Source organism: Streptomyces sp. 6-11-2 (assembly GCF_006540305.1).
Taxonomy (GTDB): Bacteria; Actinomycetota; Actinomycetes; order Streptomycetales; family Streptomycetaceae; genus Streptomyces.
Genome location: NZ_BJOR01000001.1, coordinates 6,080,847 through 6,107,175 on the forward strand (window position 1 = coordinate 6,080,847; position 26,329 = coordinate 6,107,175).

At 69.9% G+C, this 26,329-nt stretch carries 27 protein-coding genes; 20 read left to right on the forward strand and 7 right to left on the reverse strand.

The window, feature by feature from the left end; all coding sequences use genetic code 11:
* Positions 1 to 25: 25 nt before the first annotated feature.
* From TNCT6_RS26900 to TNCT6_RS26920, 5 genes are read left to right on the forward strand one after another with little or no spacing between them, the layout of a single operon-like run.
* The gene (locus TNCT6_RS26900) at positions 26 to 787 is read left to right on the forward strand and encodes a TnsA-like heteromeric transposase endonuclease subunit (RefSeq protein WP_253266223.1); all 762 of its coding nucleotides are present in this window, start codon (positions 26 to 28) and stop codon (positions 785 to 787) included.
* Positions 775 to 2,835 (forward strand): Mu transposase C-terminal domain-containing protein, encoded by a 2,061-nt coding sequence (locus TNCT6_RS26905; protein ID WP_141362994.1) that lies wholly within the window; start codon positions 775 to 777, stop codon positions 2,833 to 2,835. The genes TNCT6_RS26900 and TNCT6_RS26905 overlap by 13 nt, the downstream gene beginning before the upstream one ends.
* A complete protein-coding gene (locus tag TNCT6_RS26910; RefSeq protein WP_141362996.1) occupies positions 2,832 to 3,851 on the forward strand; it encodes an ATP-binding protein in 1,020 nt (339 codons plus the stop codon). The genes TNCT6_RS26905 and TNCT6_RS26910 overlap by 4 nt, the downstream gene beginning before the upstream one ends.
* Positions 3,848 to 4,363, forward strand: coding sequence for a TniQ family protein (locus tag TNCT6_RS42110; RefSeq protein WP_141362998.1), 516 nt, complete (start codon positions 3,848 to 3,850; stop codon positions 4,361 to 4,363). The genes TNCT6_RS26910 and TNCT6_RS42110 overlap by 4 nt, the downstream gene beginning before the upstream one ends.
* A gap of 53 nt (positions 4,364 to 4,416) precedes the next feature.
* Positions 4,417 to 5,316: a hypothetical protein gene (locus TNCT6_RS26920; RefSeq protein ID WP_141363000.1), complete on the forward strand. Its 900-nt coding sequence runs from the start codon at positions 4,417 to 4,419 to the stop codon at positions 5,314 to 5,316.
* Positions 5,317 to 5,327: 11 nt separating this feature from the next.
* Here TNCT6_RS26920 and TNCT6_RS26925 read toward each other — a convergent pair whose 3' ends face one another.
* Both TNCT6_RS26925 and TNCT6_RS26930 read right to left on the reverse strand, forming a co-directional pair.
* Positions 5,328 to 5,777, reverse strand: coding sequence for a DUF2199 domain-containing protein (locus tag TNCT6_RS26925; protein WP_253266224.1), 450 nt, complete (start codon positions 5,775 to 5,777; stop codon positions 5,328 to 5,330).
* A gap of 106 nt (positions 5,778 to 5,883) precedes the next feature.
* Positions 5,884 to 6,243, reverse strand: a complete 360-nt coding sequence (locus TNCT6_RS26930; protein ID WP_141363004.1) for a hypothetical protein — start codon at positions 6,241 to 6,243, stop codon at positions 5,884 to 5,886.
* Positions 6,244 to 6,528: 285 nt separating this feature from the next.
* On the opposite strand from TNCT6_RS26930, the gene TNCT6_RS26935 reads away from it, so the two are divergent.
* From TNCT6_RS26935 to TNCT6_RS26950, 4 genes are all read left to right on the forward strand, one after another.
* Positions 6,529 to 7,281 carry a TnsA-like heteromeric transposase endonuclease subunit gene (locus tag TNCT6_RS26935; RefSeq protein WP_141363007.1) on the forward strand — a complete coding sequence of 251 codons (753 nt, stop codon included), beginning with the start codon at positions 6,529 to 6,531 and terminating at the stop codon, positions 7,279 to 7,281.
* Between the two features lie 356 nt (positions 7,282 to 7,637).
* Complete coding sequence (locus TNCT6_RS26940) at positions 7,638 to 9,167, forward strand: Mu transposase C-terminal domain-containing protein (RefSeq protein ID WP_253266450.1); 1,530 nt, start codon at positions 7,638 to 7,640, stop codon at positions 9,165 to 9,167.
* On the forward strand, positions 9,164 to 10,210 hold the full coding sequence (locus TNCT6_RS26945) for an ATP-binding protein (RefSeq protein WP_141363011.1): 1,047 nt from the start codon (positions 9,164 to 9,166) through the stop codon (positions 10,208 to 10,210). Before TNCT6_RS26940 ends, TNCT6_RS26945 begins: the two co-directional genes overlap by 4 nt.
* Complete coding sequence (locus TNCT6_RS26950; protein WP_141363013.1) at positions 10,207 to 11,406, forward strand: TniQ family protein; 1,200 nt, start codon at positions 10,207 to 10,209, stop codon at positions 11,404 to 11,406. The genes TNCT6_RS26945 and TNCT6_RS26950 overlap by 4 nt, the downstream gene beginning before the upstream one ends.
* Before the next feature lie 103 nt (positions 11,407 to 11,509).
* Here TNCT6_RS26950 and TNCT6_RS26955 read toward each other — a convergent pair whose 3' ends face one another.
* Positions 11,510 to 12,022, reverse strand: coding sequence for an immunity 21 family protein (locus tag TNCT6_RS26955; protein WP_141363015.1), 513 nt, complete (start codon positions 12,020 to 12,022; stop codon positions 11,510 to 11,512).
* 234 nt (positions 12,023 to 12,256) lie between these two features.
* On the opposite strand from TNCT6_RS26955, the gene TNCT6_RS26965 reads away from it, so the two are divergent.
* The 4 genes from TNCT6_RS26965 (at position 12,257) to TNCT6_RS26980 (ending at position 15,933) form a co-directional block, all read left to right on the forward strand.
* A complete protein-coding gene (locus tag TNCT6_RS26965) occupies positions 12,257 to 12,883 on the forward strand; it encodes a PadR family transcriptional regulator (protein WP_141363017.1) in 627 nt (208 codons plus the stop codon).
* A gap of 210 nt (positions 12,884 to 13,093) precedes the next feature.
* On the forward strand, positions 13,094 to 13,657 hold the full coding sequence (locus tag TNCT6_RS26970) for a Clp protease N-terminal domain-containing protein (protein WP_141363019.1): 564 nt from the start codon (positions 13,094 to 13,096) through the stop codon (positions 13,655 to 13,657).
* Positions 13,658 to 13,796: 139 nt separating this feature from the next.
* Positions 13,797 to 14,801, forward strand: a complete 1,005-nt coding sequence (locus TNCT6_RS26975; RefSeq protein WP_141363021.1) for a DMT family transporter — start codon at positions 13,797 to 13,799, stop codon at positions 14,799 to 14,801.
* 181 nt (positions 14,802 to 14,982) lie between these two features.
* The gene (locus tag TNCT6_RS26980; RefSeq protein ID WP_141363022.1) at positions 14,983 to 15,933 is read left to right on the forward strand and encodes a DMT family transporter; all 951 of its coding nucleotides are present in this window, start codon (positions 14,983 to 14,985) and stop codon (positions 15,931 to 15,933) included.
* Between the two features lie 152 nt (positions 15,934 to 16,085).
* Here the strand turns inward: TNCT6_RS26980 and TNCT6_RS26985 are convergent, their stop codons facing one another.
* Positions 16,086 to 16,769 (reverse strand): pyridoxamine 5'-phosphate oxidase family protein, encoded by a 684-nt coding sequence (locus TNCT6_RS26985; protein WP_141363024.1) that lies wholly within the window; start codon positions 16,767 to 16,769, stop codon positions 16,086 to 16,088.
* Between the two features lie 35 nt (positions 16,770 to 16,804).
* Between TNCT6_RS26985 and TNCT6_RS26990 the strand changes: the two genes are divergently transcribed.
* A complete protein-coding gene (locus TNCT6_RS26990) occupies positions 16,805 to 18,136 on the forward strand; it encodes an aminotransferase class I/II-fold pyridoxal phosphate-dependent enzyme (protein WP_141363026.1) in 1,332 nt (443 codons plus the stop codon).
* Positions 18,137 to 18,347: 211 nt separating this feature from the next.
* Here the strand turns inward: TNCT6_RS26990 and TNCT6_RS26995 are convergent, their stop codons facing one another.
* Positions 18,348 to 19,388, reverse strand: a complete 1,041-nt coding sequence (locus TNCT6_RS26995) for a DMT family transporter (protein WP_172633037.1) — start codon at positions 19,386 to 19,388, stop codon at positions 18,348 to 18,350.
* Positions 19,389 to 19,462: 74 nt separating this feature from the next.
* Between TNCT6_RS26995 and TNCT6_RS27000 the strand changes: the two genes are divergently transcribed.
* Complete coding sequence (locus tag TNCT6_RS27000; RefSeq protein ID WP_141363030.1) at positions 19,463 to 20,365, forward strand: LysR family transcriptional regulator; 903 nt, start codon at positions 19,463 to 19,465, stop codon at positions 20,363 to 20,365.
* Between the two features lie 16 nt (positions 20,366 to 20,381).
* On the opposite strand, the gene TNCT6_RS27005 is transcribed toward TNCT6_RS27000, so the two are convergent.
* Positions 20,382 to 20,849, reverse strand: a complete 468-nt coding sequence (locus TNCT6_RS27005) for a pyridoxamine 5'-phosphate oxidase family protein (RefSeq protein WP_141366820.1) — start codon at positions 20,847 to 20,849, stop codon at positions 20,382 to 20,384.
* An 80-nt stretch (positions 20,850 to 20,929) separates the two neighbouring features.
* A complete protein-coding gene (locus TNCT6_RS27010) occupies positions 20,930 to 21,415 on the reverse strand; it encodes a Rieske (2Fe-2S) protein (RefSeq protein WP_141363032.1) in 486 nt (161 codons plus the stop codon).
* A gap of 181 nt (positions 21,416 to 21,596) precedes the next feature.
* Between TNCT6_RS27010 and TNCT6_RS27015 the strand changes: the two genes are divergently transcribed.
* From TNCT6_RS27015 to TNCT6_RS27035, 5 genes are all read left to right on the forward strand, one after another.
* Positions 21,597 to 22,361 (forward strand): HipA family kinase, encoded by a 765-nt coding sequence (locus tag TNCT6_RS27015; protein WP_141363034.1) that lies wholly within the window; start codon positions 21,597 to 21,599, stop codon positions 22,359 to 22,361.
* The gene (locus tag TNCT6_RS27020) at positions 22,358 to 22,807 is read left to right on the forward strand and encodes a DUF3037 domain-containing protein (RefSeq protein WP_141363036.1); all 450 of its coding nucleotides are present in this window, start codon (positions 22,358 to 22,360) and stop codon (positions 22,805 to 22,807) included. The genes TNCT6_RS27015 and TNCT6_RS27020 overlap by 4 nt, the downstream gene beginning before the upstream one ends.
* A gap of 125 nt (positions 22,808 to 22,932) precedes the next feature.
* Positions 22,933 to 23,694 (forward strand): 3-oxoacyl-ACP reductase FabG, encoded by a 762-nt coding sequence (fabG, locus tag TNCT6_RS27025; protein WP_141363038.1) that lies wholly within the window; start codon positions 22,933 to 22,935, stop codon positions 23,692 to 23,694.
* A gap of 11 nt (positions 23,695 to 23,705) precedes the next feature.
* The gene (locus tag TNCT6_RS27030) at positions 23,706 to 24,458 is read left to right on the forward strand and encodes an SDR family oxidoreductase (protein ID WP_172633038.1); all 753 of its coding nucleotides are present in this window, start codon (positions 23,706 to 23,708) and stop codon (positions 24,456 to 24,458) included.
* A gap of 238 nt (positions 24,459 to 24,696) precedes the next feature.
* Complete coding sequence (locus TNCT6_RS27035) at positions 24,697 to 26,274, forward strand: ABC transporter substrate-binding protein (RefSeq protein WP_141363042.1); 1,578 nt, start codon at positions 24,697 to 24,699, stop codon at positions 26,272 to 26,274.
* The last annotated feature ends 55 nt before the right edge of the window (positions 26,275 to 26,329 follow it).

Sequence of the window (26,329 nt, forward strand, 5' to 3'; positions counted from 1 at the left end):
GGGGTTGCGAGGGGGCGGGACGACGGTGGCCGTACCTGTACGGGCGTTCGGTGACGAGGCGCTTTCGGCGTTTGAGCTGGACTTTCTGAGGTCTGGAGAGCGTCTTCGGCTGCCGTTGGGCAGGGCCTGGAACACACGCTTCGAGGAGGCGGAACCTGTACGTCCGTTCCGCTGGACGAAAGGCGAGAAGAGCTTCGCGGGCTGGTATTACGCGGTGACGGTCGGCGATCACGTGGGCTACGAGTCGTGGCTCGAGCGGGATCGGCTGATCTTGCTGGACCGGGATCCGGAGGTCGTCGGGATCGGCTCTCAGCCGTTCTGGCTGCACTGGCACGACGGGCAGAGATCGCGGCGTCACGCCCCTGACTACTTCGTGCGGCTCGGTGACGGACGAGGCCGTGTGATCGACGTCCGTGCTGGCGACCGCATGGATGAGCGGACCGTGCAGGCCTTCGCGGCGACCCGCCTGGCCTGCGATGCGGTGGGCTGGGAGTTTCAGCACGTGGGCACGCCGGAGCCGGTGTTCATGGCGAACGTCCGGTGGCTGGCCCGCTATCGGCGTGACCGCTCCGGACGGCCGCCGGACGTCGCGGCCCGGCTGCTGGAGGTGTTCTCGGAGCCGTTGCCGTTGTGGGCTGGGGCCGAGCGGGTCGGTGACCGTCTGCAGGTCCTGCCGGTGCTGTTCCACCTGCTGTGGTCCGGGCGGCTTGTGACAGATCTAGAGTCTGGGCTGCTGGGAACGGAGAGCCTGGTCAGCGCCGGGAGGAGCAAGCCGTGGGCCAGCTGAAGCGGCCACCTCGGATCGCGGTCGGGGACCGGGTCCAGTTCAACGGACAGATCCGCGCGGTGCTTGCCGTCTCGGCAGTGGCCCTGACCTTGACCGATGAGGAGGAGCCGTATCGCGCGGTCCCGTTGCTGGAGTTGTTCGGCGCCGACGACTTCCAGGTTGTGGGCACACCGATGCGGATGCCGCTGCCACCGGCTTCCCTGCTGGAGACCTTCCCCGAAGCGGTGATGGAGAAGGCCCTGTGGTGGGAGGGCCACATCCTGGAGGTGCTGCATGGTCTGCCGCCGGGAGTGGAGCCCGGCACGACGCCGCGGCCCGAATACGGGCCGGACCGGTCGTTGACCGCACGCCAGCGGGCCAAGGCAGCCGAACTGGAGGCCGCTGGGCACCCGGTGACGCCCAGCACGGTCGCCCACCGCCGGCGCCGCTACCAGGAACAGGGGGTGATCGGACTCGCCGACCACCGGCCGATGCGCAAGACACCCCAGTTCGGCGAGGTCGACGAGGCAGTAGTCGATGCGATGCGGCAGGCGATTGACGAGGCCGTCGACTCATCGACCCGCACGGGGACCTTCCTCCTATGGAGGGTCGGAGAGATCCTCCAGAAGACGCCGGAAGGCCGGGCGGTGAAGCTTCCGTCCCGCGCGACGCTCTACCGGCTGCTGGCGAAACTGACCGCGGGCACCCACACCACCGGGTCGGCCACAACCCGCCGTTCCAAGGCCCACGGCGCCAAGACCCCTCACGGTCAGCTGCCGGTCTTCGCGCCGGGCGAGATCATGCAGATCGACTCCACCCCGCTGGACGTGCTGGTCCTGCTCGACAACGGCGTCACGGGCAAAGTCGAGCTCACCGCCATGGTCGACGTCGCCACCCGGACCCTGACCGCGGCGGTGCTGCGTCCGACCACGAAGTCGGTGGACGCCAGCGTGCTGCTGGCCCGCACCGTCACTCCCGAGCTGATGAGGCCGGGCTGGAAGGACGTGCTGAGCATGTCCCGATCGGTGCTGCCCCACCGCCGCCTGCTGGCGCTGGACGAACGGCTGGAACACGCCGCGGCCCGGCCGGTGATCGTCCCGGAGATGATTGTCTGCGACCACGGAAGCGTGTTCATCTCGCGGAACTTCCGCTCCTCCTGCCGCTTCCTGGAGATCGAGTTCCAGCCGACGCACAAGGGGTCCGGGTTCGAGAAGGGCCACATCGAGAAGATGCTGGGCTCGGTGGCCACGCTGTTCGCGCAGTATCTGCCCGGCTACACCGGCCGCAACACCGACCACCGCGGGCGCCATCTTGAGCACGAACGCCTGTGGCCCCTGCTCGAGCTGCAGGAACTCCTGGACGAGTGGATCGTCGCCAAGTGGCAGAACCGCAAGCACGACGGTCTGCGCGATCCGTCCCACCCGGGCCGGCTGTTCACCCCGAACGAGAAGTACGCCACCCTGGTCGAGGCCTGCGGCTACGTCCCGATCGCGCTCAGTGGCGATGACTACGTCGAACTCCTGCCCGCGGAATGGCGGGTGGTCAACGAGTACGGCATCCGGATCAAGAACCGCACCTACGACAGCCCGGAACTGGGGCCGATGCGCCGGCAGGACTCCGGTGTTCGGGCCAAACGCGGCCTCTGGGAAGTACACCGTGACCCCTACGACGTCTCGCGGATCTGGGTCCGCAACCACCGCGGTGACGGCGAGTGGGTCGCGGCCACCTGGAAACACCTGAACCGGGCACCAATCCCCTTCGGCGACCTGGCCTGGGACCACGTTAGCCACCAGCTGCCCCGCGCCACCGAGGCGGAGATCGCCGACGCGGTCGCCGCCCTGCTCACCCGGGCCCACGGTGGCCCGCAGGCCGAGCAAGACCCGAAGCCCGGCAAGCGCGACCGGCGGGTGGCCGCCCGCACGAAAGCCACAGGGTCCCTCACCCCGGCACCCGTTGCCGGTGCTCAGGCAGAGCCCGAGGACGAAGCCGACCAGGGCGAGGACTCAATGGCCGAGGTGATCCCGCTCGGACTGTTCGACCCGCTCGAAGACCCCTGGAAACGCCCATGACGACGCTGTCACCTCTGCCCCAGGACACCCAGCGGCACTTGACCAACCTCGATGGCTGGCGCCGCTTCGTCGAAGAACCACCGCCCCCGCTCCGCCGACTCACCGACGCTGAATACGACGCCCTCGGCGATCTGGAGAAGGCTGCCTTTGATGAGGCCCGCCTCGATCATCACGCCCGTCTGCTCGTGGTTGCCACGTCAACTGTCCGTCACACTGTCACCAGTGGCCGCCGCCTGGTCCTCCTGAACCGGCACGCGATCAGTGCCCGCCGTGGCCTGATCATTTCCGGCGCCGCCGGCACAGGCAAGACCATCGCCATCACTCAGCTCGGCCGATCTCACGAGCTCATGGACCGGGCCCGCCACCCCAGCGCAGCAGACCGAATCCCGGCCATCTACATCACCGTTCCACCTGCCGCGACGCCCCGGATGATCGCGGCCGAGTTCGCCCGTTTCCTCGGGCTGCCGGTTATGGCCAGGCTGAACATGACTGACCTGATGGAGTCCGTCGTCGGTGTCTGCACCGACGCCCGAACCGGCCTGGTCCTGGTCGATGAACTGCACAACATCTCCCTCACCACCCGGCACGGCGCCGAGGTTGCCGACACCCTCAAGTACTTCTCCGAGCGCATACCCGCCACGTTCATCTACGCCGGTATCGATGTCGAGCACAGCACCTTGCTCTCAGGCACGCGAGGGGCACAGATCGCCGGACGCTTCACGCTGATCCCTACTCACCCCTTCCCTTACAACAGCGAGTGGCGGGGCCTGGTCGCCACCATGGAGAAGACCCTCATCCTGCGGCGCCACGAGCCAGGCACGCTGGCGACGCTCGACCGCTACATCCACGACCGAACCGGCGGCATGATCGGGGCACTGTCCCACCAGATTCGCGGCGCCGCGATCGACGCCCTCCTCACAGGGACGGAGAAGATCACCAGGGAGGGACTTGAAGCGGTGGCACTCGATGTCGCTGCGGAATCGCCCGAGTTCCGCAGGTCACGGTCCGTCGGATGAGCCCCGAGAAGGTCCACATCCTGCCGGTTCAAATCCGCCCTCGGGCGGGTGAGGGTTCTCAGTCCTTCATCGCGCGCCTGGCTCGCGCCAACCACCTAACCCCTCGCTACCTGCGAATCTACCTGGCCGAGCCGCCTCGGCACCGAGGCCTCCCTAGTTGGACCCGCCTCGCTGCGGCCACTGGCCGGGACGCTGCCGTTCTGCAGTCAACCCTGGAGACGACGCGCTGCCTCGAGTGCGGCACAGGCATGGAGCCCACAGACGTCGTGGGACGCCGGGCTCTGCGATGCTCGCAGTCCTGCCGTCGGCAGGCCTATCGCAGGCGCCACCCGAGTACTGCATGGCGACGGGTGCCCTGCCGGATCTGCGGAGATCTCATGAGCGTTCGCGCCGGACAGAGGCGCTTCCTTTGTTCATCGACCTGCCGCCAGAAGGCCTACAGTCTGCGGAACTCCAAGCGAGTGCCTGAGGGCGCAGGGGCGCCACTTGATCCAGTTCAGATGAAGTCGTGACTCTGCCTCGCCGCCGGTTACCCCGTGTGGTCCCGCCGTTCCATGACGAGACCGTGGCCTCGTTCATGCGCCGAGTCGCGGCAGCCAACCATGTGTCCGACACGGATCTCCGTGAACTGTTGGGTGTTCGGATGCTGAAGCGGACGCCGATCACCGTGCTCATCGAGCCTCTCAGTATCGTCACCGGCTTCGAGGAGTCCGTCTTGTGTCTCGCGCTACCTGAGTTCGGACCTGGGCCTGTGACCAACGAGCCTGGGCACTTCGGCCGGCCTCTCACCCAGCGGAAGAGGTCCCTGGAGCGGCCTGCCTGTCGTCGTTGCGTTCACGCGGCAGGCATCCAGGGCCCAGTAAATCGCTGGACGACACACGAACAAAACGTCTGCCTGCGGCACCGTCTCTGGATCGGTGAGGGCTGCACGGAAGCCGACGACCAGGTCGACATCAGTGTTCTGCCCAGCACCATCAAGGCTCAGCGCCACCACCGAAACCTCATTGCCCGCCATGGCCGACGCTGGGTCAGGGATGCCTTCTCCGGGGCCAGAACGGCCTTCATCGGTCTGGTCGAAAACCACTCCGCCGACCCCTTCGGGATCCTCACCGAGGCGCAGTCTCACCTACGTGACGTTCGAGGGAAGGCAGCCTCACCATCCATGACCCTCGCCATCCTCTTCCACCCGCAGATCGTCAGCCTCACAGGGCTCCTGGCCCACGTGGAGTGGATCCGGAAAACCAGACAGTCCGGACACATCGGTTGGCTGGCTGAACAGGTCACTCGCCGATACGTCCTGGGCGGCTACGCACCCGAGGAGACCGACCCGCTCGTCCAATGGGTCAAGGACCACTTGTTGCACCACAGGTTCGTGGCCGCCTACGGCTACAAGTTCTACGACGTCTTCTTCCCTGAGGAGACCGTCCGACTGCCTCCGCCACCGCGCGGCCTCGCCAAGCCTTGACCTGTGGCGACTCAGGCCGGATGCAGCACAGCTATGGCGATCTCACGCACGCGGTCCTGCGTGATCCCAGTGCGCTGTTCGACGGCGAGCGGGTGGTCAGTGGGCTCCAGCTCGATGAAGGGCCGCTTGCCGACCGGTCGCGTGTGGGCGTTGGTCTTCAAGTTGGTGGTGCTCTCGGAATAGAGCCCGAGCGCGGTGCTGAGCCAGCCGAAGTACGGCTTCTCGGCCTCGCGGCCCTCCGTGTTCCACACGTTCAGAGCATGGGCGAAACTGTCGCTGCTCAGAGAGACCCAGACGCCCCAGGAGAAGACGTCCTGGCTGCCGATCACAGGTATCTCGATCAGACCCCTGATGAAGAAGTGCTGGCCCTTGATCACGCACTGGTCGGACGACAGCATGCTGTCCGGTTCGCTCTCGAAGCTGGGATCCCAGACGTCAGGGGCCATGGTCGAGTAGCTCATGGGGAGCTCTGCGTGGTGGTCGCCGCAGCATGAGCACGTGAAACCGAGATCGTTAGACATGGCGCGAGCCTACCGAGCACCTGCGAAGGGTCACCCCGCACCATCGCTAAGGGCGCAGCTTCCGTGCCTGCGGGTCATAGCAGTTGAGGCCCATCGACGCAGCGACCTCGGCCGCGTGGGCAGATGCCTCGTCGGCCATGCTCCAGCGCATGGGGAAGTAGATCAACGGGCCGCGGGCTTCCCCGATCAGCGGAGCAGTTGACCATGGTGAGGTGTCATCGTCGTCTTCGGCGAGGTCCGGCCACCGCTCCAAGAGCGCGGCGACGAAGGCCGCAATGCGCTCAGACGGAGGAACCGCGGGCTCTTCCGTGTCCATGAAGCGGTCATACAGACCGCGGAAGCGTCGGGCCGCAGCAGAGTCGTCCGCCGGCCGCTCGCCCTCCCACACGGCAAGGTCATAGCTCATGGGCGCAGCCTGCCATGCCTCACTGACAGCCGGACCGGCGAACCAGATCATCCGCGGCAGGGCCAGATCGCCTGAGCGGAACAGCCCTGCCTGGTGAAACTCCGATGAGACGAAAAGGCCAGTCGTCAATCTTCGGTGAGACCGGTGCATCTTCGCTGAGACAGGTCAGGGACGTCGCAGTTGTCCGTTGTCATCCAATCGAGGCGTTTGACAGCGAACCCAGTCGTTTCGGCTTCCTTGACAGCGAACCTAGTCGCACCGGGGCGACGGGCTGGGGGGTGCTGGGTGGCTGTGCCGGTTGGGGTGGAGTCGGTAGAAGCGCGTGTCGAGCTGTCGTACGTGGGGGCTGCACGCGAGCGGTTGAGGCGTCCGCTGCTGGACTGTGTGACGGCCCGCTTCGAGGACATCGCTCCGGTGCGGCGCTTTCGCTGGTCGCGAGGCGAGCGTCATTTCCCTGGCTGGTACTGGGCGGCGACGACCGGGCAGCATGTGGGGTTCGAATCGTGGCTGGAACGGGACCGGCTCCTGCTGATGGACTTCGATTCCACGGTGGCGGGTATCGCCTCGCAGCCGTTCTGGCTGCACTGGTACGACGGCAAGCGGGAGCGTCGCCACGCTCCGGACTACTTCGTGCGCCGGGTAGACGGCTCGGCGGTGGTGGTCGATGTTCGCGCGGACGACCGGATCGAGTCGAAGGACGCTGAGGCGTTCGAGGTGACCCGTCTGGCCTGTGATCAGGCCGGCTGGGGCTTCGATCGGGTCGGAGTGCCGGAGAGAGTGCTGTTGGCGAATGTCCGGTGGCTGTCGCGCTACCGGCACCCCAGGTGCTTGAACAGCCCGATTGCGGACCGGCTCCGGGAGGTCTTCGCGGCCCCGTCTCCGTTGATGGCCGGCGCGGAGGCAGCCGGAGACCGCCTCGCGACGCTGCCCGCACTCTTCCATCTGCTTTGGCTCCAGGAGCTGACCGCCGAGGAGATGACGGTGGAGTTGCTTGGCCCGTCCACGATCGTGCGCCTGACGAGTGGAGGTGTCCGGTGACGGGGAAAGGGCGGCGGGTTCCTCCGACGGCCAGGATCGCGGAGTTCCCCGAGACGGCTGCTGGCCAGGCTCTCTGGTGGGAGAACCACATTCTCGAGGTCCTGGACGGGCTGCCTCGTGATGCGCCCGAGGGGACTTCCCCAAGGCCGGAGTTCGACCCGAGAGTGAACTCGCTTGCCCAGCGCGAGCGGGCCAAGGCTGCCGAGCTGACGGCGGCCGGCCATGCGATGTCGGCCAGCGGCATCAAGCAGCGGCGCCAGCGTTACCAGCGCGACGGCCTGGTCGGACTGGCCGACGGCCGGTCCGCCAAGCGGATGCCGGCCTTCGGCAGGGTCGCCCCGGCAGTGACCGAGGCAATGCAGCAGGCAATCGCCGAGACGGCCGAGGCATCGTCGAAGACGATCGGCTTCGTGGTCTGGCGGGCGACGCAGATTCTGGCAGCCCGTGAGGACGCGGCGGACATCGAGGTTCCCTCACAGCGCACGCTCTACCGGCTGTTCGACAAGATGGCCATCGGCACCCATGCGACGGGCTCGGCGACCACCCGCCGTTCGGTGACCGCGCGGCCGGCCGGACCGTTCGGGGAAGTGCCCGCTTGCGCGCCGGGCGAGTGGATGCAGATCGACTCCACGCCGCTGGACGTCCTGGTGCGGTTGGACGAGGGGATCGCCGAGAAGGTCGAACTGACAGGAATGGTCGACCTGGCGACCAGGTCCCTTCCCGCTGCGGTGCTACGGCCAACGACGAAAGCGGCTGATGCTTCTGCTCTCCTGGCCCGGAGCGTCACTCCTGAGCTGATGCGTCCTGGCTGGTCAGAAGCGCTTCGGATGTCGAGGTCGGCACTGCCGCACCGGCGGCTGCTGGGCTTGGACGAGCGGCTGGAGCACGCGGCCGCAAGGCCGGTGATCGTGCCGGACACGATCGTCTGTGACCACGGCAAGGTCTTCATCTCGAACAACTTCCGGGCGTCCTGCCGCTACTTGGGCATCAGCCTTCAGCCGACTCACAAGGCGTCTCCCTTCGAGAAGGGCACGATCGAGAAAACACTGGGCTCAGTGGCCACGCTGTTCGCACAGTTCGTCGCGGGCTACACCGGCCGGTCAGTGGATCGCCGCGGGCGGGGCCTGGAGAACGGCCCTCTGTGGTCATTGCCCGAGCTGCAGAGCCTGCTGGACGAGTGGATCGTCGCCGTCTGGCAGAACCGGCCGCACGATGCACTGCGCGACCCGGACTCACCGAAGCGCGCGTTCTCGCCGAACGAGAAGTACGCGACCCTGCTGGAATCATGCGGCTACGTGCCGGCCCCTCTCAGCGGCGAGGACTACGTTGAGTTGCTGCCCGAACGCTGGCAGGCGGTCAACTCCTACGGCATCCGGATCAACCACCGCACCTACGACGGCCGCGAACTGGCCCCGTTGCGCCGCCAGCACTCCGGGGTGGTGGAAAAGAAGGGGATGTGGGAGATCCACTACGACCCCTACGACCTCTCCCGAGTCTGGGTACGCGACCGCCGCGGAGAGACAGATCAGTGGGTCACGGTGTTCTGGAAGCACTTGCACCGCGTCGGCGTCCCCTTCGGTGAGATGGCCTGGGACCACGCCCGCGCGCAAGTCCCGGACGGGACCGAGGAACAGATCGCCGATGCTGCCGCGGCCCTGCTGCTGCGCGCCCACAGCGGCCCATCTGAGGAGAAGGGCCGCTCGGCCAAACCCTCACGGCGTGACCGGCGGGTCGCTGCCCGCACCCGGGCCACCGCCACCGACCGGCCAGTCCCTGACCTGCCCGCCTCCGAGCCCGCACACGACGAGGAGGCGGACACCGACGTGGCCAAGGTCATCCCTCTGGGCCTGTTCAACCCGCTCGCCAACCCCTGGAGGCGCACATGACCATCTCGGAGCCGACAGCCCGGCACCCCGCGCTGGGCGAGGCGGATGCCGAGGCCAACCGGCAGCTGACCACCCTGGACGGATGGCGGAAGTCGATCGAAGGCCCGCCGGTGCCCCCGGATCTTCTGCCCCCTGGCGATCTGAAGCAGTTGTCAACGAGCGAACGGGACCTCTACGACGACGACCGTCTCGACCATCACGCCCGGATGCTCGTGGTCGCGACCTCGTTCGTCGAGAAGACCGTGGTCTGCGGCCGCCGCCTGGTCCTGCTCAACCGCCACGCGATCAGCGCCCGCCGCGGCCTGATGGTCTCCGGCCTGCCAGGCACGGGCAAGACCAGCGCCATCACCCAGCTCGGACGCGCCCACGAACTCCTCGACCGGGCCCGCCATCCGAACGTCGCCGACCGCATTCCCGTCCTCTACATCACGGTCCCGCCCGCGGCGACTGCCCGCATGGTCGCAGCCGAGTTCGCCCGCTTCCTGGGTCTTCCGGTCCGGCCCCGGTCGAACATGACGGACATCATCGAAGCCGTAGTCGGCGTCTGCACCGATGCCCGCACCGGCCTCGTGCTCGTCGATGAAATCCACAACGTTTCGCAGGTCACCCGGGCCGGCGGGGAGGTATCCGACACCTTGAAGTACTTCTCCGAACGCATACCCGCGACGTTCGTCTACGCGGGCATCGGACTGGAGACCAGCGAACTCCTGGCCGGCACCCGCGGTGCTCAGATCTCGGGCCGGTTCACCCTCGTCCCGACCCGACCGTTCCCCTACGGCGCCGAGTGGAAGGGCCTGGTGGCGACCATGGAGGAGACCTTGCTCCTGCACGACCACCCGCCGGGCACCTTGGTCAAGCTGGACCGCTACCTCCACGATCGGACCGCCGGGATGATCGGAGCTCTCTCCCACGCCATCCGGGGCGCCGCGATCGACGCGATCCTGAGCGGCACCGAGCGCGTCACCAAGGAAGGACTCGCCGCGATCCCGCTGGACCACGCGGCGGAGACCCAGAAGAAGCCGGCCAGGAAGGCCCCCAGGTGACCGGCGCACCCGCACGGCTTCCCATCCAGCCTTCACCGGGACTCGGTGAAGACACCGATCCGTCCGTCCGCCCCCACCTCGCCGAACATCTGGTTCCGCTTCCCGTTCGTGTTCGCCCGCAGCCTGCAGAATCCGTTGACTCCTACGTCCGCCGCTTGGCCCTCGCGAACCATCTCAAACCCAGCTACCTGCGCAGTTACCTTGCCGGACCGCCTGACTACGGGCCCGGGAAACGCCCACGACCTGACCGGCTCGCCGCTCTCACCGGACGACAGCAAGGCGTTCTGGAACGAGCCCTGTCCGATCTGGTGCGCCAGAAACCTGCGGATCCCAAGAAGCCCAAGCGCAGCTTCACGAAGGCCGCAGACAAACCAGCGCTCTTCGCGGCGATCCGCCGCGACGCTGAGGCCGAACGACTCCCCGTCTCGCAGCTGGCGAGACGACACCACGTCAGCCCCGCCACCGTCCGCCAGGCCCTGAACTCGCCCACGCCTCCACCCCGAAAGAAGCGTCCTCCCACCCTGGGCCCGGCCAAGGGACGCATCGGCCCGACAATCGACGCCATCCTCGACGAATACGCCGCCGCCCACGCCGGCCGCTTCCCCACCATGAGGGTGATCTGGGAAAAGCTGCTGGACGAACACGGTGTCACCGCCGCCTACGCCACCGTCCACCGCTACCTCGCCAGCCATCCGCACTGGAGCACGGACACCCTGGCCCGGCAGCCCGGCCAGCCTTCAGGAGACTTCCTTGCAGCCGCTCAACTACCTTTCTACGGCAACGTGATCAAGCACTACCGGGCGCTGCTGACCGCAATCCGCCGGGACCCCGCACGACACGGACTTGACGGCTCCTACGCCACTACGACAGCCTTCCTGCTTGGCCTCGACGCCGGCAGCTCGTGGAGCATGCTCACCGGATTTCAGGAATGGCTCGTCGTCCGACTCGGCAAGGGACACGACCTGACCTGGCCCGTTCTCGTCCGCCACCTCGCCCCCGGTGGCTGGGTTTACCCGCTCTCCGCGCCCGCCGACATTGCGGCAGTGACCACACTCCACCGGCTCATCGGGGAGTTCTTCACCACACGAGAACAGCCGGACGGCCTCGCCCGAATCTTCCGGGACTACCAGTCCTGGGCGACCACCCAGGACTGGTACCACCTCGCAGAAGCAGCGGACCTTGGCGAGACGCGTTAGGAATCACTGATCCACCACAACGGACCTACCCGTTTGTAGTCGGCGAGACAGGCTTGTTGTCACCAGATTCGGAGACCGGGTGCCGGACAGCCTTGGCCGATCGCTACGGAAGACGTCGAAGCTGAACCAGGTTGAGCCAGGTCTCCGGATTCGGTTCCACATACGTGGCACGAACCGAATAGCGCCCTGGCTCCAGATCCACCCGCAGATGGTTCTCTGGCTCCAACTCGTCACCAGGCCAAGCCGAGTCGAACAAGACCACTGGCCCCGGCACGTCCCAAAGTTGCTCAGGCTCCCAGGCGGCATCAGCGAGCGCGGCATCAACGCTGCCGAGAAGCTCCTCCTCCGATTCGGCGGCGCACCACCGCACGAACAGGCCACGTTCCGGAAGGAAGGACGTCGAGGCGGGGTCATCACCGAGGACCAGGGCCTGGGACTGCCCGACCGCCACCAGTCCGGCATACCCGTCGACGCCGCAGGCTCTGTCGTAGTCGGTTTCAGACTCGTCGCTGTCTGCACCGGACCACGAAGACAGGACTACTTCCGGCACAACGATCAACGGCCCGCCTTCGGACTCCACCCACTCGACTGCACCTGGATCTGCATACCTGGTCATGCGAGGAAGCTACAGGCCACCGGTGACAACGCTCATGGGCAGGCGACACCTACGGTCCCGGCACACAGACAGGTCTGATCGTTTGACATCCAACCTAGTCGCCCCAGGCCAGGACACTGCACCGGACTAACTTGACTGTCAAAGGACAGCAGTTCGGAGGGGATGGCCGAGCGAGCTGTTCCGATATATCGTTGAGGCATCGCGACAGATCGACGATGGAATGGAGTGGTTGCGATGCGTACCCATGGATTCGAGCGCGGGCACCGGCAGGACGGCCCCCGGCGCGGCCGCGGCGGTTTCGAGGAGCGCCGGGCGGCCTTCGGGCCCTTCGGCCCGGGCGGACCGGGTTTCGGCCCCGGCTTCGGACCGGGTTTCGGTCCGGGGCACTGGGGCGGGCGAGGGCGCGGGGGACCGCGCGGCCGGGCCCGGCGCGGTGATGTGCGGGCCTCGATCCTGGCCCTGCTGAAGGACCGTCCCATGCACGGCTACGAGATGATCCAGGAGATCGCCGAGCGCAGCGGCGGCGCGTGGAAGCCCAGCCCCGGCTCGGTCTATCCCACCCTGCAGCTGCTGGAGGACGAGGGCCTGATCGTCAGCGAGAGCGAAGGCGGCAAGAAGCTGTTCTCGCTCACCGAGGCGGGACGCACCGCCGCCGACGAGGGGCCGGACGCGCCCTGGGAAGAGGCCTCGCGCGGAGTCGACTGGGAGGCCCTCGGCGAGATCCGGCAGGCCGGCTTCGGCCTGATGGAGGCCTTCGGTCAGGTGTGGAAGACCGGCAGCAAGGAGCAGCGCGAGAAGGCGCTCGCCGTCATCAACGAGGCCCGCAAGAAGCTGTACCTGATCCTCGCCGACGAGGACTGACGGTCGGCCTCGGGACCTGGAGGCCCGCCGTGCCCGGGGGTCGCAGGTGACTCGCGCGCCTGTGCGCCCCCCGGGGAGGCGCTGTGCGGATGCGTCCCGATCTCATCCGTAAGGAGGAGATTCCGTCCGCCCGGGTCCACTTCCCGTGGGACGCCGAAATGCTTCCCGCCGGGGATGACCGGAGCCGGAGAGGCTGGTGAGCTGGACGATGTGCGATCCCGTGTTCCCCGGCAGCCGCCCTCCGGGCAGGACGCCCTCCGTCCGGACGACGACGCCCGGCTCAGTGCCGAGCTGGCGGCGGCGGTCGCCGGTGCCCGCAGAAGGGCCGTCCGGGACAGGGACCGGCAGATCGACACCGCCCACCTGCTGCACACGCTTCTGGAGTCCGACCCCGAGGTGCGCGCCGTGTTCGACGGCGGGCCGCAGATCGCCCGGCTGCTCGGCTACCTCGTGCAGCGCAGCATCGGATACGGCCTGCGCTGGCAGAGCACCGTCGAGGACTCCGGCGCCCTGCCCGTGGTGACGGAGACCGACTGCCTCTCGCCCGTGGCCTTCGCCGCCCTGGAGTACGCCTGCGAGCGCGCCGCCCGGCGTGGCGACGACCTGGCGCGCGGCCTCGACCTGCTCGCGGCGATCGTCGTGGACCCGCAGGCGCGCGCCGTGGAGGTGCTGAGCGGCGCCGCGATCGACGCGGGAGAGCTCGCCACGCGGCTCGACAACGATGCCAAGGACTCTCCGGGGGAGTACGCCGCGGACGGCGGGCCCACCCACTGAGAGGGCGCCAGGGTCGCACGGGGCGGGGGTGCCGTCGGGGCGTTCCGGGGCTTTTGTTCGGTGTGCCCGGTGATGGCCCCGTCCAGGCGATGAGACAGGTGCCATCGAAGATGACGCTCATGTCATCGCCTGTCATCATGTGCCGGTGCGTACGTCTCAGATCAGTCAGGGCCGTCCCGGCAAGGGTGTCGGGCTCGGTCTCGCGCTCCTGTCCGCGGTCGCCTTCGGTGGTTCCGGTGTCGCGGCCAAGCCGCTGATCGAGGCGGGTCTCGACCCGCTGCACGTGGTGTGGCTGCGCGCCACCGGCGCGGCCCTGGTCATGCTGCCGCTCGCCGTACGCCACCGCGCGCTGCTGCGCAGCCGCCCTGCCCTGCTGGCCGGGTTCGGGCTGCTCGCCGTCGCCGGCGTCCAGGCCTGCTACTTCGCCGCGCTCTCCCGGATCCCCGTCGGGGTCGCCCTGCTCATCGAGTACCTGGCGCCCGCCCTGGTGCTCGGCTGGGTCCGGTTCGTGCAGCGGCGGCCGGTCACCCGGGCCGCCGCCTTCGGCGTGGTCCTCGCGGCGGGCGGACTCGCCTGTGTCGTCGAGGTGTGGTCCGGCCTGAGCTTCGACGTCCTCGGACTGCTGCTCGCGCTCGGCGCCGCCTGCTGCCAGGTCGGCTACTTCGTGCTGTCCGACCAGGGCGGCGACGCGGGCGACGCGGCTCCGAACCCGCTCGGCGTCATCGCCTACGGACTGCTGATCGGCTCCGCCGTCCTGACTGTCGTCGCACGCCCGTGGAGCATGGACTGGGCGGTGCTCGCGCACAGCGCGGACATGAACGGCACGGCGGTCCCGGCCGTCGCCCTGCTGCTGTGGGTCGTACTGGTCGCCACGGTCCTCGCGTACGTCACCGGGGTGCTCTCCGTGCGGCGGCTCTCGCCGCAGGTCGCCGGCGTGGTGGCGTGCCTGGAGGCGGTCATCGCGACCGTGCTGGCCTGGGTGCTGCTCGGCGAGCGCCTCTCGGCGCCGCAGGTCGTCGGTGGGGCGGTCGTCCTGCTCGGCGCGTTCATCGCGCAGTCCTCCACGCCGTCGAAGGGCTCGGCGGAGCCGGTGGCGAGCGGCGGGGCGGAAAGGGAGTTGTCGGCCCGGGGAACGGCGGCCTAGAGTGCCGATCATGCATTCGGACGCACTCGTTCTTCCGCCCCCGGCCGCCTGAGGCGGGCTCTCCGGTGAGCGCGCCCGGCGGTGAGCCGGGCCGAACGGTGCTGCCCGCAGAGGAAGTCCGCACGATCCCGGCCGACGGGGTCCTGCCTCCCGAACTTCTGCACCTCTGCGGAGACGACTCATGTCCCATGCTTCTTCCGGCCTGCCCATCGGGCGTGGCCTGCTCTATCTGATCGTCGCCGGTGCCGCCTGGGGCACCGCCGGCGCGGCCGCCTCGCTGGTCTACCGGACCAGCGACATCGGGCCGGTCACCCTGTCCTTCTGGCGCTGTGCCATCGGCTTCGTCCTGCTGCTCGCCGCGCGCCTGCTGCGCCCGCGCGTGCGGCCGGCCGTGCCCGTGCCGCTCGGCCGCGGGCTGCTGCGGGCCGGTGCCACCGGCGTCGGCCTCGCCGTGTTCCAGACGGCCTACTTCGCCGCGGTCGCGGCCACCGGGCTGGCCGTGGCGACCGTCGTCACCCTCGGCGCCGGGCCCGTCCTCATCGCGCTCGGCGCCCGTCTGACGATGGGCGAACGGCTCGGCCGGGCCGGCCTGACCGCCGTCGCCGGGGCGCTGGCCGGTCTCGGGGTGCTGGTGCTGGGCAGCGGCGGCGCCGCCGTACGGCCGTGGGGCGTGCTGCTCGCCCTGCTCTCGGCGGCGGGCTACTCCGTGATGACGCTGCTCACCCGCTGGTGGGGCCGCGACGGCGGAACCGACCACTCCGGGTCGACCCTCGGGGCGTTCGCGGTCACCAGCCTCTGCCTGCTGCCGTTCGCGCTGTGGGAAGGACTGGTGCCGCACACCGACGACCCCGTAAGGGTGCTGTGGCTGCTGGTGTACATCGCCTCGGTCCCGACGGCCCTGGCCTACGCGCTCTACTTCGCGGGCGCGGCCGTCGTCCGGTCGGCCACGGTCTCGGTGATCATGCTGCTGGAGCCGGTCAGCGCGGCCGTGCTGGCCATCGCCCTGCTCGGCGAACGCCTGACGGCGGCGACCCTCGCCGGCACCGCGCTGATGCTCGGCTCCGTCGCCGGCCTCGCCCTGACGGAGGCGCGCGGAGCGCGAACGACGGCGAAGGAACCGGCGCCGGCGTGACACCGGACGGGCCCGGGCCGGGGCCCGTCACCGGGGCGGCCCGCCGGGGCGACGCCGGGAGTTCGTGACGGCCGGCTGGCCGAAGTCGTGGACGGACAGCCACCGTTGCCACTCGGATTCCCCCACGGGGCGCGCCACACGGGTGGATCAGGTCACAGCACCGTGAGATAGCCGGGAAGACCGGTGCCGGGGGCCAGGTCGGGGTCGGCGAGCGGGGTGCCGTACTCCCTGCGGACCGGGACCACGCCCGCCCAGTGCGGCAGGGAGAGGTCCTCGGGCTCGTCGTTCACGCCGCCGACGCGCAGCTTGGCGGAGACCTCGTCCAGCTCCAGGCGGAGCACGGCGGTCGCGGCCAGTTCCTTGGTGTTGGCGGGGCGGGAGTCGGCCGACCGGCCCGGCACCACGTGGTCGACCAGCGCGTCCAGGGCCAGGCGCTTCTCCTCGGGGTCGGTGACCTGGTGGGCGGTGCCGTGCACCACCACCGAGCGGTAGTTGATCGAGTGGTGGAAGGCGGAGCGGGCCAGGACCAGGCCGTCGACATGGGTGACCGTCAGGCAGACCGGCAGCCCGGGGTCGGCCTTGCCGGCCATCCGCAGCGGGCGCGAGCCCGTCGAACCGTGCACGTAGAGCCGCTCGCCGACCCGGGCGTACAGCGTCGGCAGCACCACGGGCGCCCCGCCGCGGACGAAGCCGAGGTGGCAGACGTAGCCCTCGTCGAGTGTCGCGTGCACCAGTTCCCTGTCGTACGACGCCCGGTCGGCGGAGCGGGTGGGAACGGTGCGCTCGGTCGAGGTGTAGGCGGCGGGCGGCGACGTCGGCGGCTGGGTCTCCTGCATTGCGTCCTCCATTGTATTAGTGCATAATCTGCTTTGTGCTAGGAGAGTATCGGATCGAAGGGCGGCGCGCAGCCGAGATCTCGGCGAGCATCGAGCGCGCGGTGGGCTCAGGGGGCCTGGAGCCGGGTCAACCGCTGCCGCCCATGCGGGAGTTGGCGGCTGAACTCGGGGTGAACCCCAATACCGTCGCGGCCGCGTACCGGATCCTGCGCGAGCGTGGGGTCATCGAGACCGCCGGGCGTCGCGGCAGCCGGGTGCGGTCCGCGCCCGCCACGACCGGGCGGGACCTTGTCCACGTGGACGTGCCCGAGGGGGTGCGCGACGTGTCGAGCGGCAATCCGGATCCGGCGCTGCTGCCGCCGCTGGCACCCGCGTTCGCGGCGGCCGCCGCGCTGGCCGACCGTGAGCCGGTGCTCTACGGGGACGTGGCCGTGGAGCCGGAGCTGGCCCGGATCGCCCGTGCCGCGCTGGACGCCGACGGGGTGCCGGACGGTCCGCTCGCCGTCCTCTCCGGTTCGCTCGACGGGGTGGAGCGCGTCCTCGCCGCCCACCTCAGGCCCGGCGACACCGTCGCCGTCGAGGACCCCGGGTGGGGCCGCACCCTGGACCTCGTCCCCGCCCTCGGACTGCGCACGGCGCCGGTGGGGGTCGACGACGAGGGCCCGCGCGCCGACGACGTGCGCCGCGCCCTCACGGACGGTGCCCGCGCACTGATCGTCACGGCCCGCGCGCAGAACCCGACCGGCGCCGCGGTCAGCGCCACGCGCGCGCGTGCCCTGCGGGCCGTCCTCCGGGAACATCCGGAGACACTGTTGATCGAGGACGACCACGGCCACGGCATCGTGGACCTGGCCCCGCACCCGCTTGCCGGCGCCACCCGGCACTGGGCCTTTCTGCGCTCGGTCGCCAAGGCGTACGGCCCCGACCTGCGGCTCGCCGTGCTCACCGGGGACGAGACCACGGTCGACCGGGTGCACGGCCGGCAGCGCCTCGGGCCCGGGTGGGTGAGCCGCCTGCTCCAGCGCGCCGTGGTACGGCTGTGGTCGGACGGAGCCCTCGATCCGAGCGCGGTGGCCGCGTCCTACCGGCGGCGGCGCGACCTGCTGACCGGCGCGCTGGCCGACCGCGGCATCGCGGCCCACGGACGCAGCGGGATGAACGTATGGGTGCCGGTGCCGGACGAGACCGGCGTCGTCGCGAGCCTGCTGCACGCCGGCTGGGCCGTGGCCCCCGGCGCCCGCTACCGGCTCGCCGCCCCGCCCGGCATCCGGATCACCGTCTCCACTCTGCGGGACGAGGAGGCCGAGTGGCTCGCGGAGGCGGTGGCGACGGCCCTGCGTCCGGCGCCCGCGCGGAGTTACGTCTAGTGCTGTGACCGAAAGGTTCACCGGCTCGCGGCGCCCGGCACGGCACTTCCGCGTTGTCGCGTCACCCGAGTACATCCAGTACGCGGGTGATGCTCCGCCTTGCGATGCTCCCCCACTGCCCGAAGGGCGTGGGAGGTGCCCCCGGCACCGGACGCCGCGCGTTTCCCGGCACACCTTTCCGGCCACAGCACCGGGGCGGACCCGAGGGGGCCTACGCCGTCGTGGCCGGCTCCGGGCGGGACGGCGGCTCGGGCGTCCTCGAAGCGGAGGCGGGCTCCTGGTCCGGCCGGGGCGTGCCGGGTCCGGCGGACGTGACGCGGCTCTTCGGGCGAGCCTGGGTCAGCGCCGCGCCCGCCAGGACGATCACCGCGCCGACCGGGGTCGACCAGGTGAGGGTCTCGCCCAGCACGGCGACACCGGCCGCGGTGGCGATCACCGGGACGAAGTACGTGACCATCTGGGCCGTGGTCGGGCCGACCTCGGCGACCAGGCCGTACTGGACGAGCATCGCGAAGCCGGTGCCCAGCGCGCCCAGGGCGGCGATCGCGAGCAGCGGCACCACAGGCAGATGGTCCGGGACGCTGGTGAACAGTGGTGTGATGACGGCAAGTTGAATCGTGGCCAGCAGCAACTGACCGCCGGTCAGCGACAGGTGGGACTCGCTGGAACCCGCCAGGGTGCGCCGTACGTAGATCCAGCCGACCGGGTAGCTCAGCGAGGCCAGCAGCGCCATCGCCGTGCCGCCGGCGTCCAGCCCGTGGAAGCCCTGCCAGGCGCCGAGCACCGTCAGCACACCGAGGAAGCCCAGCCCGAGGCCCGCGACCCGGAGCCGGGTCGGGCGGTCCTCGGAGAGGGCGACGAGGGACAGGACCATGCCCCACAGCGGCGAGGTCGCGTTGCAGATCCCCGCGAGGGTGGAGGGGATCGTCAGCTCCGAGTACGCGAAGAGCGAGAACGGCAGCGCGTTGAGGAAGAACGCCGCGACCGCCAGGTGCCCCCAGGTCCGCGCACCGCGCGGCAGCCGCTCCCGCTTCACCGCCATCGCCACCGCGAGCACCGCCGTGCCGAACACCAGCCGCCCGAGCGTCACCTGGAACGGGGCGAAGCCGTCCGTGCCCACCTTCATGAACAGGAAGCTGAAGCCCCAGACCAGCGACAGGAAGGCGAAACGGATCCGCCAGTGCACGGGACGGCGGGCCGGTCGGGCCGGGCCGGACGGGGACTGCGGGGAGGCGGGCGAGGTGCTGCTCATGGTCGTACGATGCACGCCCACAACCTCGTAGCACAATCGAGAATTCGCGTGCGATATCTCGTAGCATCGCTTACATGTTGAATCTGGAGCGCCTGCGCACGCTGGACGCCCTCGCGCGGCACGGCTCGGTCAGCGGCGCCGCGGAGGGTCTGCACGTGACGACGTCCGCCGTCTCCCAGCAGATGGCCAAGCTGGAGCGGGAGGTGGGCCAGCAGCTCCTCGCCAAGAACGGCCGGGGAGTGCGGCTCACGGACGCCGGACGGCTGCTCGCCGAGCACGCGACGCGCATCCTGTCCCAGGTCGAGCTCGCCCAGGCCGATCTGGAGGCGCAGCGCGGGCAGGTGGTGGGCGAGCTGCGGCTCGGCGCGTTCCCCACCGCCGCGCGCGGGCTGTTCCCGGCCGCCCTGTGCCATCTGCGCGACCGGCATCCGGGCCTTCGGGTCCACACCGCGGAGATGGAGCCGGCCGCGGCCGTGCGCGCCGTGCTGCGCGGCGACGTGGACCTGTCCGTCGTCCTCGACTGGTACAACAAGCCGCTGCCCGTGCCGGACGGGCTCAGCCGGGCCGCGATCCTCGACGACCCCGCCGACGTGGCGGTGCCCGCCGCGCATCCCCACGCCGACCGCACCGAGGCCGACCTGGAGGACTTCGCGGACGACGACTGGGTCACCTGGGGCGAGGCCCAGTTCTGCGACGAGTGGCTGCTGGACACCCTGCGCTCCAAGGGCGTCGAACCGCGCATCGCCCACCGTGCGGAGGAGCACGCCACCCAGCTCGCCCTGGTCGCCGCAGGCCTCGGTGTGTGCGTGGCTCCCCGGCTCGGGCGCGGGCCGCTGCCCGCCGGGGTGCGGACCGTTCCGGTGCGCCAGGTGGTCCGGCGGCACGTCTACGCCGTCTGGCGCGCCGACGCCGACCGCCGGCCCTCCATCCGCGCGGCCGTCGACGCCCTGCGGACGGTGGGCGCGCGGATCGTCTGAGCCGCCGCCGGCGCGCCTACACCGAGCCCAGCTTGCGGAAGTCCCAGGAGACGATCTTCTCCGGGGTCAGCCGCAGCCACGCGTGCCGGCCGTCGTGCGGCATCTCCTCCAGGCCGAAGTTCTTGCGGGCGAACAGCGTCTCGGGCAGGTCGAGTTCGGCGCACAGCTCGCCGGTGCGCGGTGTCTCGCCCACGAACTCCGCCGTGCCGGACAGCTCCGCGCCCCGCAGTTGTTCGTACTCCTCGCCCGTGTCGACGACCACGGCCACCCGCGGGTCGCGGCGCAGATCGGCCCAGCGCCTGCTGTGCACCACGGAGTAGAGCCACAGCGAGGTGCCGTCCCAGACGAACCACAGGGCGCTCACGTGCGGAGCGCCGCCGGGCGACACGGTGGCGACCCGGCAGGTGCGCTGAGTGGTCAGGAACTCGTCCAGCTCGCCCGGCGTCATCATGATCTTCCGGCCCCGGCGCTGGGTGACGGTCATGCGGCCCTCTCTCTTCTCTTCCATGCGCGGGGGCACCTTCCGACGGCCCCCGCCACGACCCGCCCCACCCTCCGCGGGTGTCAGGCGAGCCTGATCTCCCCGTCCGCGACCGAGATGTCCTTGGCGGGCAGCGGCTTCAGGGCCGGACCCTTCTTGACGCTGCCGTCGGCGGCGGAGAACTCGCTCTGGTGGCACGGGCAGACGATCACGCCGTCGGCTATCCGGTTCACCGCGCAGCCCTGGTGGGTGCAGGTGGAGGAGAAGGCCTTGAACTCGCCCTTCGCCGGCTGCGTGACGACCACGCCCTGAGTTCCGAAGACCTTGCCGCCGCCCTCGGGGATGTCGGAGGTCTTCGCGAGCACGATGCCGCCGGAGCCCGCCGCGGCACCGTCACCGCCCGAACCGCCGGTCGCCCCGGAGCCGTTCTGGGTGGTGGAGGCGCCGGAGCCGGAGTCGTCCTCCGATCCGCACGCGGTCAGCGCGGCGGCGAGCCCCGCCGCGCCCACCGCCGCCACCATCGTGCGGCGGGCCGGTGCCCCCTGGGGGTGAAGCGATTCGCTGGTCATGCCGACGTCCCCTTTCGGTACAGGTTTCACGCTGGTTCCGCGCGGGTTCCACGCAGGGCTTCCTGGTCCGTCCAGGGGTACGGGCGGCGGGCATACGGTGTTCAGATCGGGTCCGGACCCCGGCCGGCGGGCGAATCGGCCGGCCGTGGGACGCCCGGTACCGCACCGGTAAAGTGGGGCGGTGCTCAAGGAAGTCATCGCGACCCGCTACATCACTCCGCTGCGCGAGGGCGGCTCGCTGCCGGGGCTCGTCGAGGCCGACGACTTCAGGACGTACGTCCTGAAGTTCACCGGCGCCGGGCAGGGCCGCAAGACGCTCGTCGCCGAGGTGGTCTGCGGAGAACTCGCCCGCCGGCTGGGACTGCGGGTGCCCGGGCTGGTCACGGTCGACCTCGACCCGGTGCTGGGACTCGGTGAACCCGACGAGCAGGTGCAGGAACTGCTCAGGTCCAGCGGTGGCACCAACCTCGGCATGGACTTCCTCTCCGGAGCGCTCGGTTTCGACCCGCTCGCCTTCCCGGTGGACGCCGAGGAGGCGGGCCGGATCGTCTGGTTCGACGCGCTGGTGAACAACGTCGACCGCTCCTGGCGCAACCCCAACCTGCTCAGATGGCGCGGCGAGCTGTGGCTCATCGACCACGGCGCCACGATGATCTGGCACCACAACTGGCCCGGCGCGCAGGCCTCGGCAGGGCGGCCGTACGACGCCTCGGACCACGCCCTCGCGCCGTTCGGTCCGGACGTCGCCGCCGCCGCGCGACGGCTGGCGCCCCTGGTCACCGAGGACCTGCTCGCCGAGGTGGCCGCCGAGATCCCCGACGCCTGGCTGACCGGCGAGCCCGGTTTCGACACACCCGACGAACTGCGACGGGCCTACGCACGACCGCTGCTCGCACGGGCCGCCGTGATCCACGAGCGCATCCACGGCATCGAGGAGGCCCGGTGAGCGAGCGTCACCTCGCAGGAGGCGGCCGGGCGGGCGACCGCCACATCGTCCGGGCCGGCCGGACGGACGACCGCGAGGTCTTCGAGTACGCCCTGCTGCGCGTCGTCCCGCGCGTGGAGCGCGGCGAGTGCATCAACGCGGGCGTGCTCGTGTACAGCCGCGCGCGGGCGTACGTCGGCGCGCGCACCCACCTGGACGAGTCCAGGCTGCTCGCCCTGGACCCGGACGCGGACGTTGCGGGCGTCCGCGCCGCGCTCGCCGCGATGGAGAGCGTGTGCGCCGGGGGGACGGCCGCCGGGCAGGCCGCGGGGGACGACGCCGGGCGGCGCTTCCGCTGGCTGGTCGCGCCCCGCTCCACCGTCGTCCAGCCCGGTCCGGTGCACACCGGACTGACCACCGACCCGGCCGCGGAGGCGGAGCGGTTGCTGGACCTCCTGGTGAGGTAATGGATCACATGCGCCCGGTGCGCCGTTGACACCGGGTGCCACGGCTTCTAGCGTCGCATCCACCAAAGGTACTAAGCGGTCGCTCACCGTAGATCAGGTTCTCTCAAGGGCGAGGAGAAACAGCAATGTCCACCACTGAGCAGCGGGTCGCCGTCGTCACCGGTGCCGCGCGCGGCATCGGCGCCGCCACCGCCGTACGACTGGCCGCCGAGGGGCGCGCGGTCGCCGTGATCGACCTCGACGAGTCCGCCTGCAAGGACACCGTGGAGAAGATCACCGCGGCCGGCGGCAAGGCCATCGCGGTCGGCGCCGACGTCTCGGACGAGGCACAGGTCGAGGCGGCGGTCGCGCGGGTCGTCGAGGAACTCGGCGCGCCCACCATCCTGGTCAACAACGCGGGGGTGCTCCGCGACAACCTGCTGTTCAAGATGAGCGTCACGGACTGGGACACCGTCATGAACGTCCACCTGCGCGGCTCCTTCCTGATGAGCCGTGCCTGCCAGAAGCACATGGTGGACGCCGGCTTCGGACGGATCGTCAACCTCTCCTCGTCCTCGGCGCTCGGCAACCGCGGCCAGGCCAACTACTCGGCCGCCAAGGCCGGTCTGCAGGGCTTCACCAAGACCCTCGCCAAGGAACTCGGCAAGTTCGGCATCACCGCCAACTCCGTCGCCCCGGGCTTCATCGCCACCGAGATGACCAAGGCCACCGCGGAACGCGTCGGCATGGGCTTCGAGGACTTCAAGGCCGTGGCCGCCACCCAGATCCCGGTGCAGCGGGTCGGCGAACCCGAGGACATCGCCAACGCCATCGCCTTCTTCACCGGTGACGCGGCCGGCTTCGTCTCCGGCCAGGTGCTGTACGTCGCCGGCGGGCCGCTCGACTAGGGATCACGGACATGACTGAACTTTCCGGCAAGGTCGCCCTCGTCACCGGAGCGAGCCGCGGCATCGGATACGGCATCGCCGAGGCGCTGGTCGCCCGGGGCGACCGGGTGTGCATCACCGGCCGCAATGAGGAGGCCCTGAAGGAGGCCGTGGAGAAGCTCGGCTCCGACCGGGTCGTCGCTGTCGCGGGCAAGGCCCACGACGAGGCCCACCGGGCCGAGGCCGTCGAGCGCGTCATGGAGGCGTTCGGCCGCGTGGACTTCCTGATCAACAACGCCGGCACCAACCCGGTGTTCGGACCGATCGCCGACCTCGACCTGAACGTGGCGCGCAAGGTCTTCGAGACCAACGTCGTCTCCGCGCTCGGCTTCGCCCAGCGCACCTGGCACGCCTGGCAGAAGGACAACGGCGGCGCGATCGTGAACATCGCCTCGGTCGCGGGCCTGTCGGCCTCGCCGTTCGTCGGCGCCTACGGCGTCAGCAAGGCGGCGATGATCAACCTGACACAGCAGCTGGCGCACGAGTTCGCACCGCGGGTGCGGGTCAACGCGATCGCGCCCGCCGTGGTGAAGACCAAGTTCGCCAAGGCGCTGTACGAGGGCCGGGAGGAGGAGGCGGCCGCCTCCTACCCGCTGGGCCGGCTCGGCGTGCCCTCCGACATCGGCGGCGCGGCGGCGTTCCTCACCTCCGCGCAGTCCGACTGGGTCACCGGACAGACGCTCGTCGTCGACGGCGGCATATTCCTCAACGCCGGGGTGGGCTGACGCGCCGACGGATCCCGGGCGCCGATACCGTCTCTTCGTTCCTTCGTCGACATACGGGTTCGTCGACGTTCTGTTGGCGGAATCGGCGCCCGTGCCGAAGGACCCCACGCGCTCGCCGGGATGACAACGTCGTCATGTTCCGAACTGATCAAGAGCCCCCTCCGAAGCAGGTTCAACGGGCGGGGCTCTGCGGTATGGTCTGCCGACCCCTTGGTATGGCAGATCGAGGAGCGTGCGCGTGTTCAACCGGAACCGATGCCTGCGGCCGGCGGTGGCGACCGCGGCCCTATCCCTGGTGGCCGGCTGCGGCGTCTTTTCCAACGGCGACTCGGATGGCAAGGGACCGATCTTCGTCGGGACCACGAGCGCCCCCAGCACCCTGGACCCGGCTGCTTCCTGGGACGGTTCCTGGGAGCTCTACCGGAACATCTACCAGACCCTGCTGGCCTACCCGAACGGCGCGACCACGCCCCAGCCGGACGCCGCGGAGAGCTGCAAGTTCACCGACAACAGCTACCAGACCTACCGCTGCGAGCTGCGCCCTGACATGAAGTTCGCCGACGGGGACGTGCTGGACGCGCGTGCCGTCAAGTACTCGATCGACCGGATCAGGACCATCAACGTGGCCGGCGGCCCGGCGGGGCTGCTCGGCAGCCTGGACCAGGTGCAGGTGGCAGGTGACCGGGTCGTGGTCTTCAAGCTGAACAAGCCCGACGCCACCTTCCCGTTCGTGCTCGCCACGCCGGCCATGTCGATCGTGGACCCCGACGACTACCCCGAGCGCTCGCTGCGCAAGGACAACAAGGTCGTCGGGTCCGGACCGTACTCCCTGAAGACGTACGAGGAGGGGAAGAAGGCGGAGCTGGTCAGGAACGACCACTACAAGGGGTTCGCCGACAGGAAGAACGACGCGGTGACCATACGCTACTTCCAGGACTCCGTCGCCATGGTCAAGGCGCTGCGGGACAAGCAGATCGACGTCACCTACCGAGGTCTGGGCGCCGACGACATCATCTCCCTCCAGCGCAGGGACACCAAGGGCCTCCAGCTCGTCGAGGGCGCCGGCACGGACATCAGCTACCTGGTGTTCAACCCGAAGGACCCGTGGTCCGCCAAGCCGGCCGTGCGCAAGGCCGTCGCGCAGGTCGTCGACCGCGCCGCCATCGCGCACCACGTCTACGAGGACACGGTCGACCCGCTGTACTCCATGGTCCCCAAGGGCCTCACCGGCCACACCACAGGGTTCTTCGACGAGTTCGGCGACCCCAGCGTCGCCAAGGCCCGCAAGATCCTCACCGGCGCGGGCATCACCGAGAAGGTGCCGCTCACCTTCTGGTACACCACCGACCGCTACGGCTCGGAGACGGCGAAGGAGTTCGAGGAGCTCAAGCGGCAGCTCGACGACTCCGGCCTGTTCACGATCACCCTGAAGAGCAGGCCCTGGAAGACGTACGTCGTGGGCTACCAGAAGGGCGAGTACCCGGTCTTCGGGCGTGGCTGGTTCCCGGACTTCCCCGACGCCGACAACTTCATCGCCCCCTTCGTGGGCGAGCAGAACGCGCTCGGCACGCCCTATCCGGAGCCGCAGATCACCAAGGTGCTGCTGCCCGAGTCGCGCCGCGAGGCCGACCGCGCGAACGTGGTCACGCAGTTCGAGCGGGCGCAGCAGATCCTGGTGGACGACGCGCGGCTGCTGCCGCTGTGGCAGGGCAAGGTGTACGTGGGCGCCAGCGACGACATCTCCGGCGGTGAGCGGGCGCTCGACCCGTCGACGATCATGATGATGTGGGAGCTGTCCCGGAAGACCAGCTGGTAGGCGGGGCGTACTTCGGGGCGTGAGTCCGTTGTCAGTGGTCGCCTGTAGGTTCTGA

Excerpts from the sequence above, each read along its gene's own strand:
- TNCT6_RS26955 (WP_141363015.1), bottom strand. The coding sequence starts at position 12,022 with ATGACCAGGTATGCAGATCCAGGTGCAGTCGAGTGGGTGGAGTCCGAA.
- TNCT6_RS27010 (WP_141363032.1), bottom strand. The coding sequence starts at position 21,415 with ATGACCAGCGAATCGCTTCACCCCCAGGGGGCACCGGCCCGCCGCACG.
- fabG (WP_141363038.1), top strand. The coding sequence starts at position 22,933 with ATGTCCACCACTGAGCAGCGGGTCGCCGTCGTCACCGGTGCCGCGCGC.
- TNCT6_RS26965 (WP_141363017.1), top strand. The coding sequence starts at position 12,257 with ATGCGTACCCATGGATTCGAGCGCGGGCACCGGCAGGACGGCCCCCGG.
- TNCT6_RS42110 (WP_141362998.1), top strand. The coding sequence starts at position 3,848 with ATGAGCCCCGAGAAGGTCCACATCCTGCCGGTTCAAATCCGCCCTCGG.
- TNCT6_RS27000 (WP_141363030.1), top strand. The coding sequence starts at position 19,463 with ATGTTGAATCTGGAGCGCCTGCGCACGCTGGACGCCCTCGCGCGGCAC.
- TNCT6_RS26910 (WP_141362996.1), top strand. The coding sequence starts at position 2,832 with ATGACGACGCTGTCACCTCTGCCCCAGGACACCCAGCGGCACTTGACC.
- TNCT6_RS26985 (WP_141363024.1), bottom strand. The coding sequence starts at position 16,769 with ATGCAGGAGACCCAGCCGCCGACGTCGCCGCCCGCCGCCTACACCTCG.
- TNCT6_RS26940 (WP_253266450.1), top strand. The coding sequence starts at position 7,638 with ATGCAGCAGGCAATCGCCGAGACGGCCGAGGCATCGTCGAAGACGATC.
- TNCT6_RS27005 (WP_141366820.1), bottom strand. The coding sequence starts at position 20,849 with ATGACCGTCACCCAGCGCCGGGGCCGGAAGATCATGATGACGCCGGGC.
- TNCT6_RS26930 (WP_141363004.1), bottom strand. The coding sequence starts at position 6,243 with ATGAGCTATGACCTTGCCGTGTGGGAGGGCGAGCGGCCGGCGGACGAC.
- TNCT6_RS26980 (WP_141363022.1), top strand. The coding sequence starts at position 14,983 with ATGTCCCATGCTTCTTCCGGCCTGCCCATCGGGCGTGGCCTGCTCTAT.
- TNCT6_RS26945 (WP_141363011.1), top strand. The coding sequence starts at position 9,164 with ATGACCATCTCGGAGCCGACAGCCCGGCACCCCGCGCTGGGCGAGGCG.
- TNCT6_RS26925 (WP_253266224.1), bottom strand. The coding sequence starts at position 5,777 with ATGAGCTACTCGACCATGGCCCCTGACGTCTGGGATCCCAGCTTCGAG.
- TNCT6_RS27030 (WP_172633038.1), top strand. The coding sequence starts at position 23,706 with ATGACTGAACTTTCCGGCAAGGTCGCCCTCGTCACCGGAGCGAGCCGC.
- TNCT6_RS26995 (WP_172633037.1), bottom strand. The coding sequence starts at position 19,388 with ATGAGCAGCACCTCGCCCGCCTCCCCGCAGTCCCCGTCCGGCCCGGCC.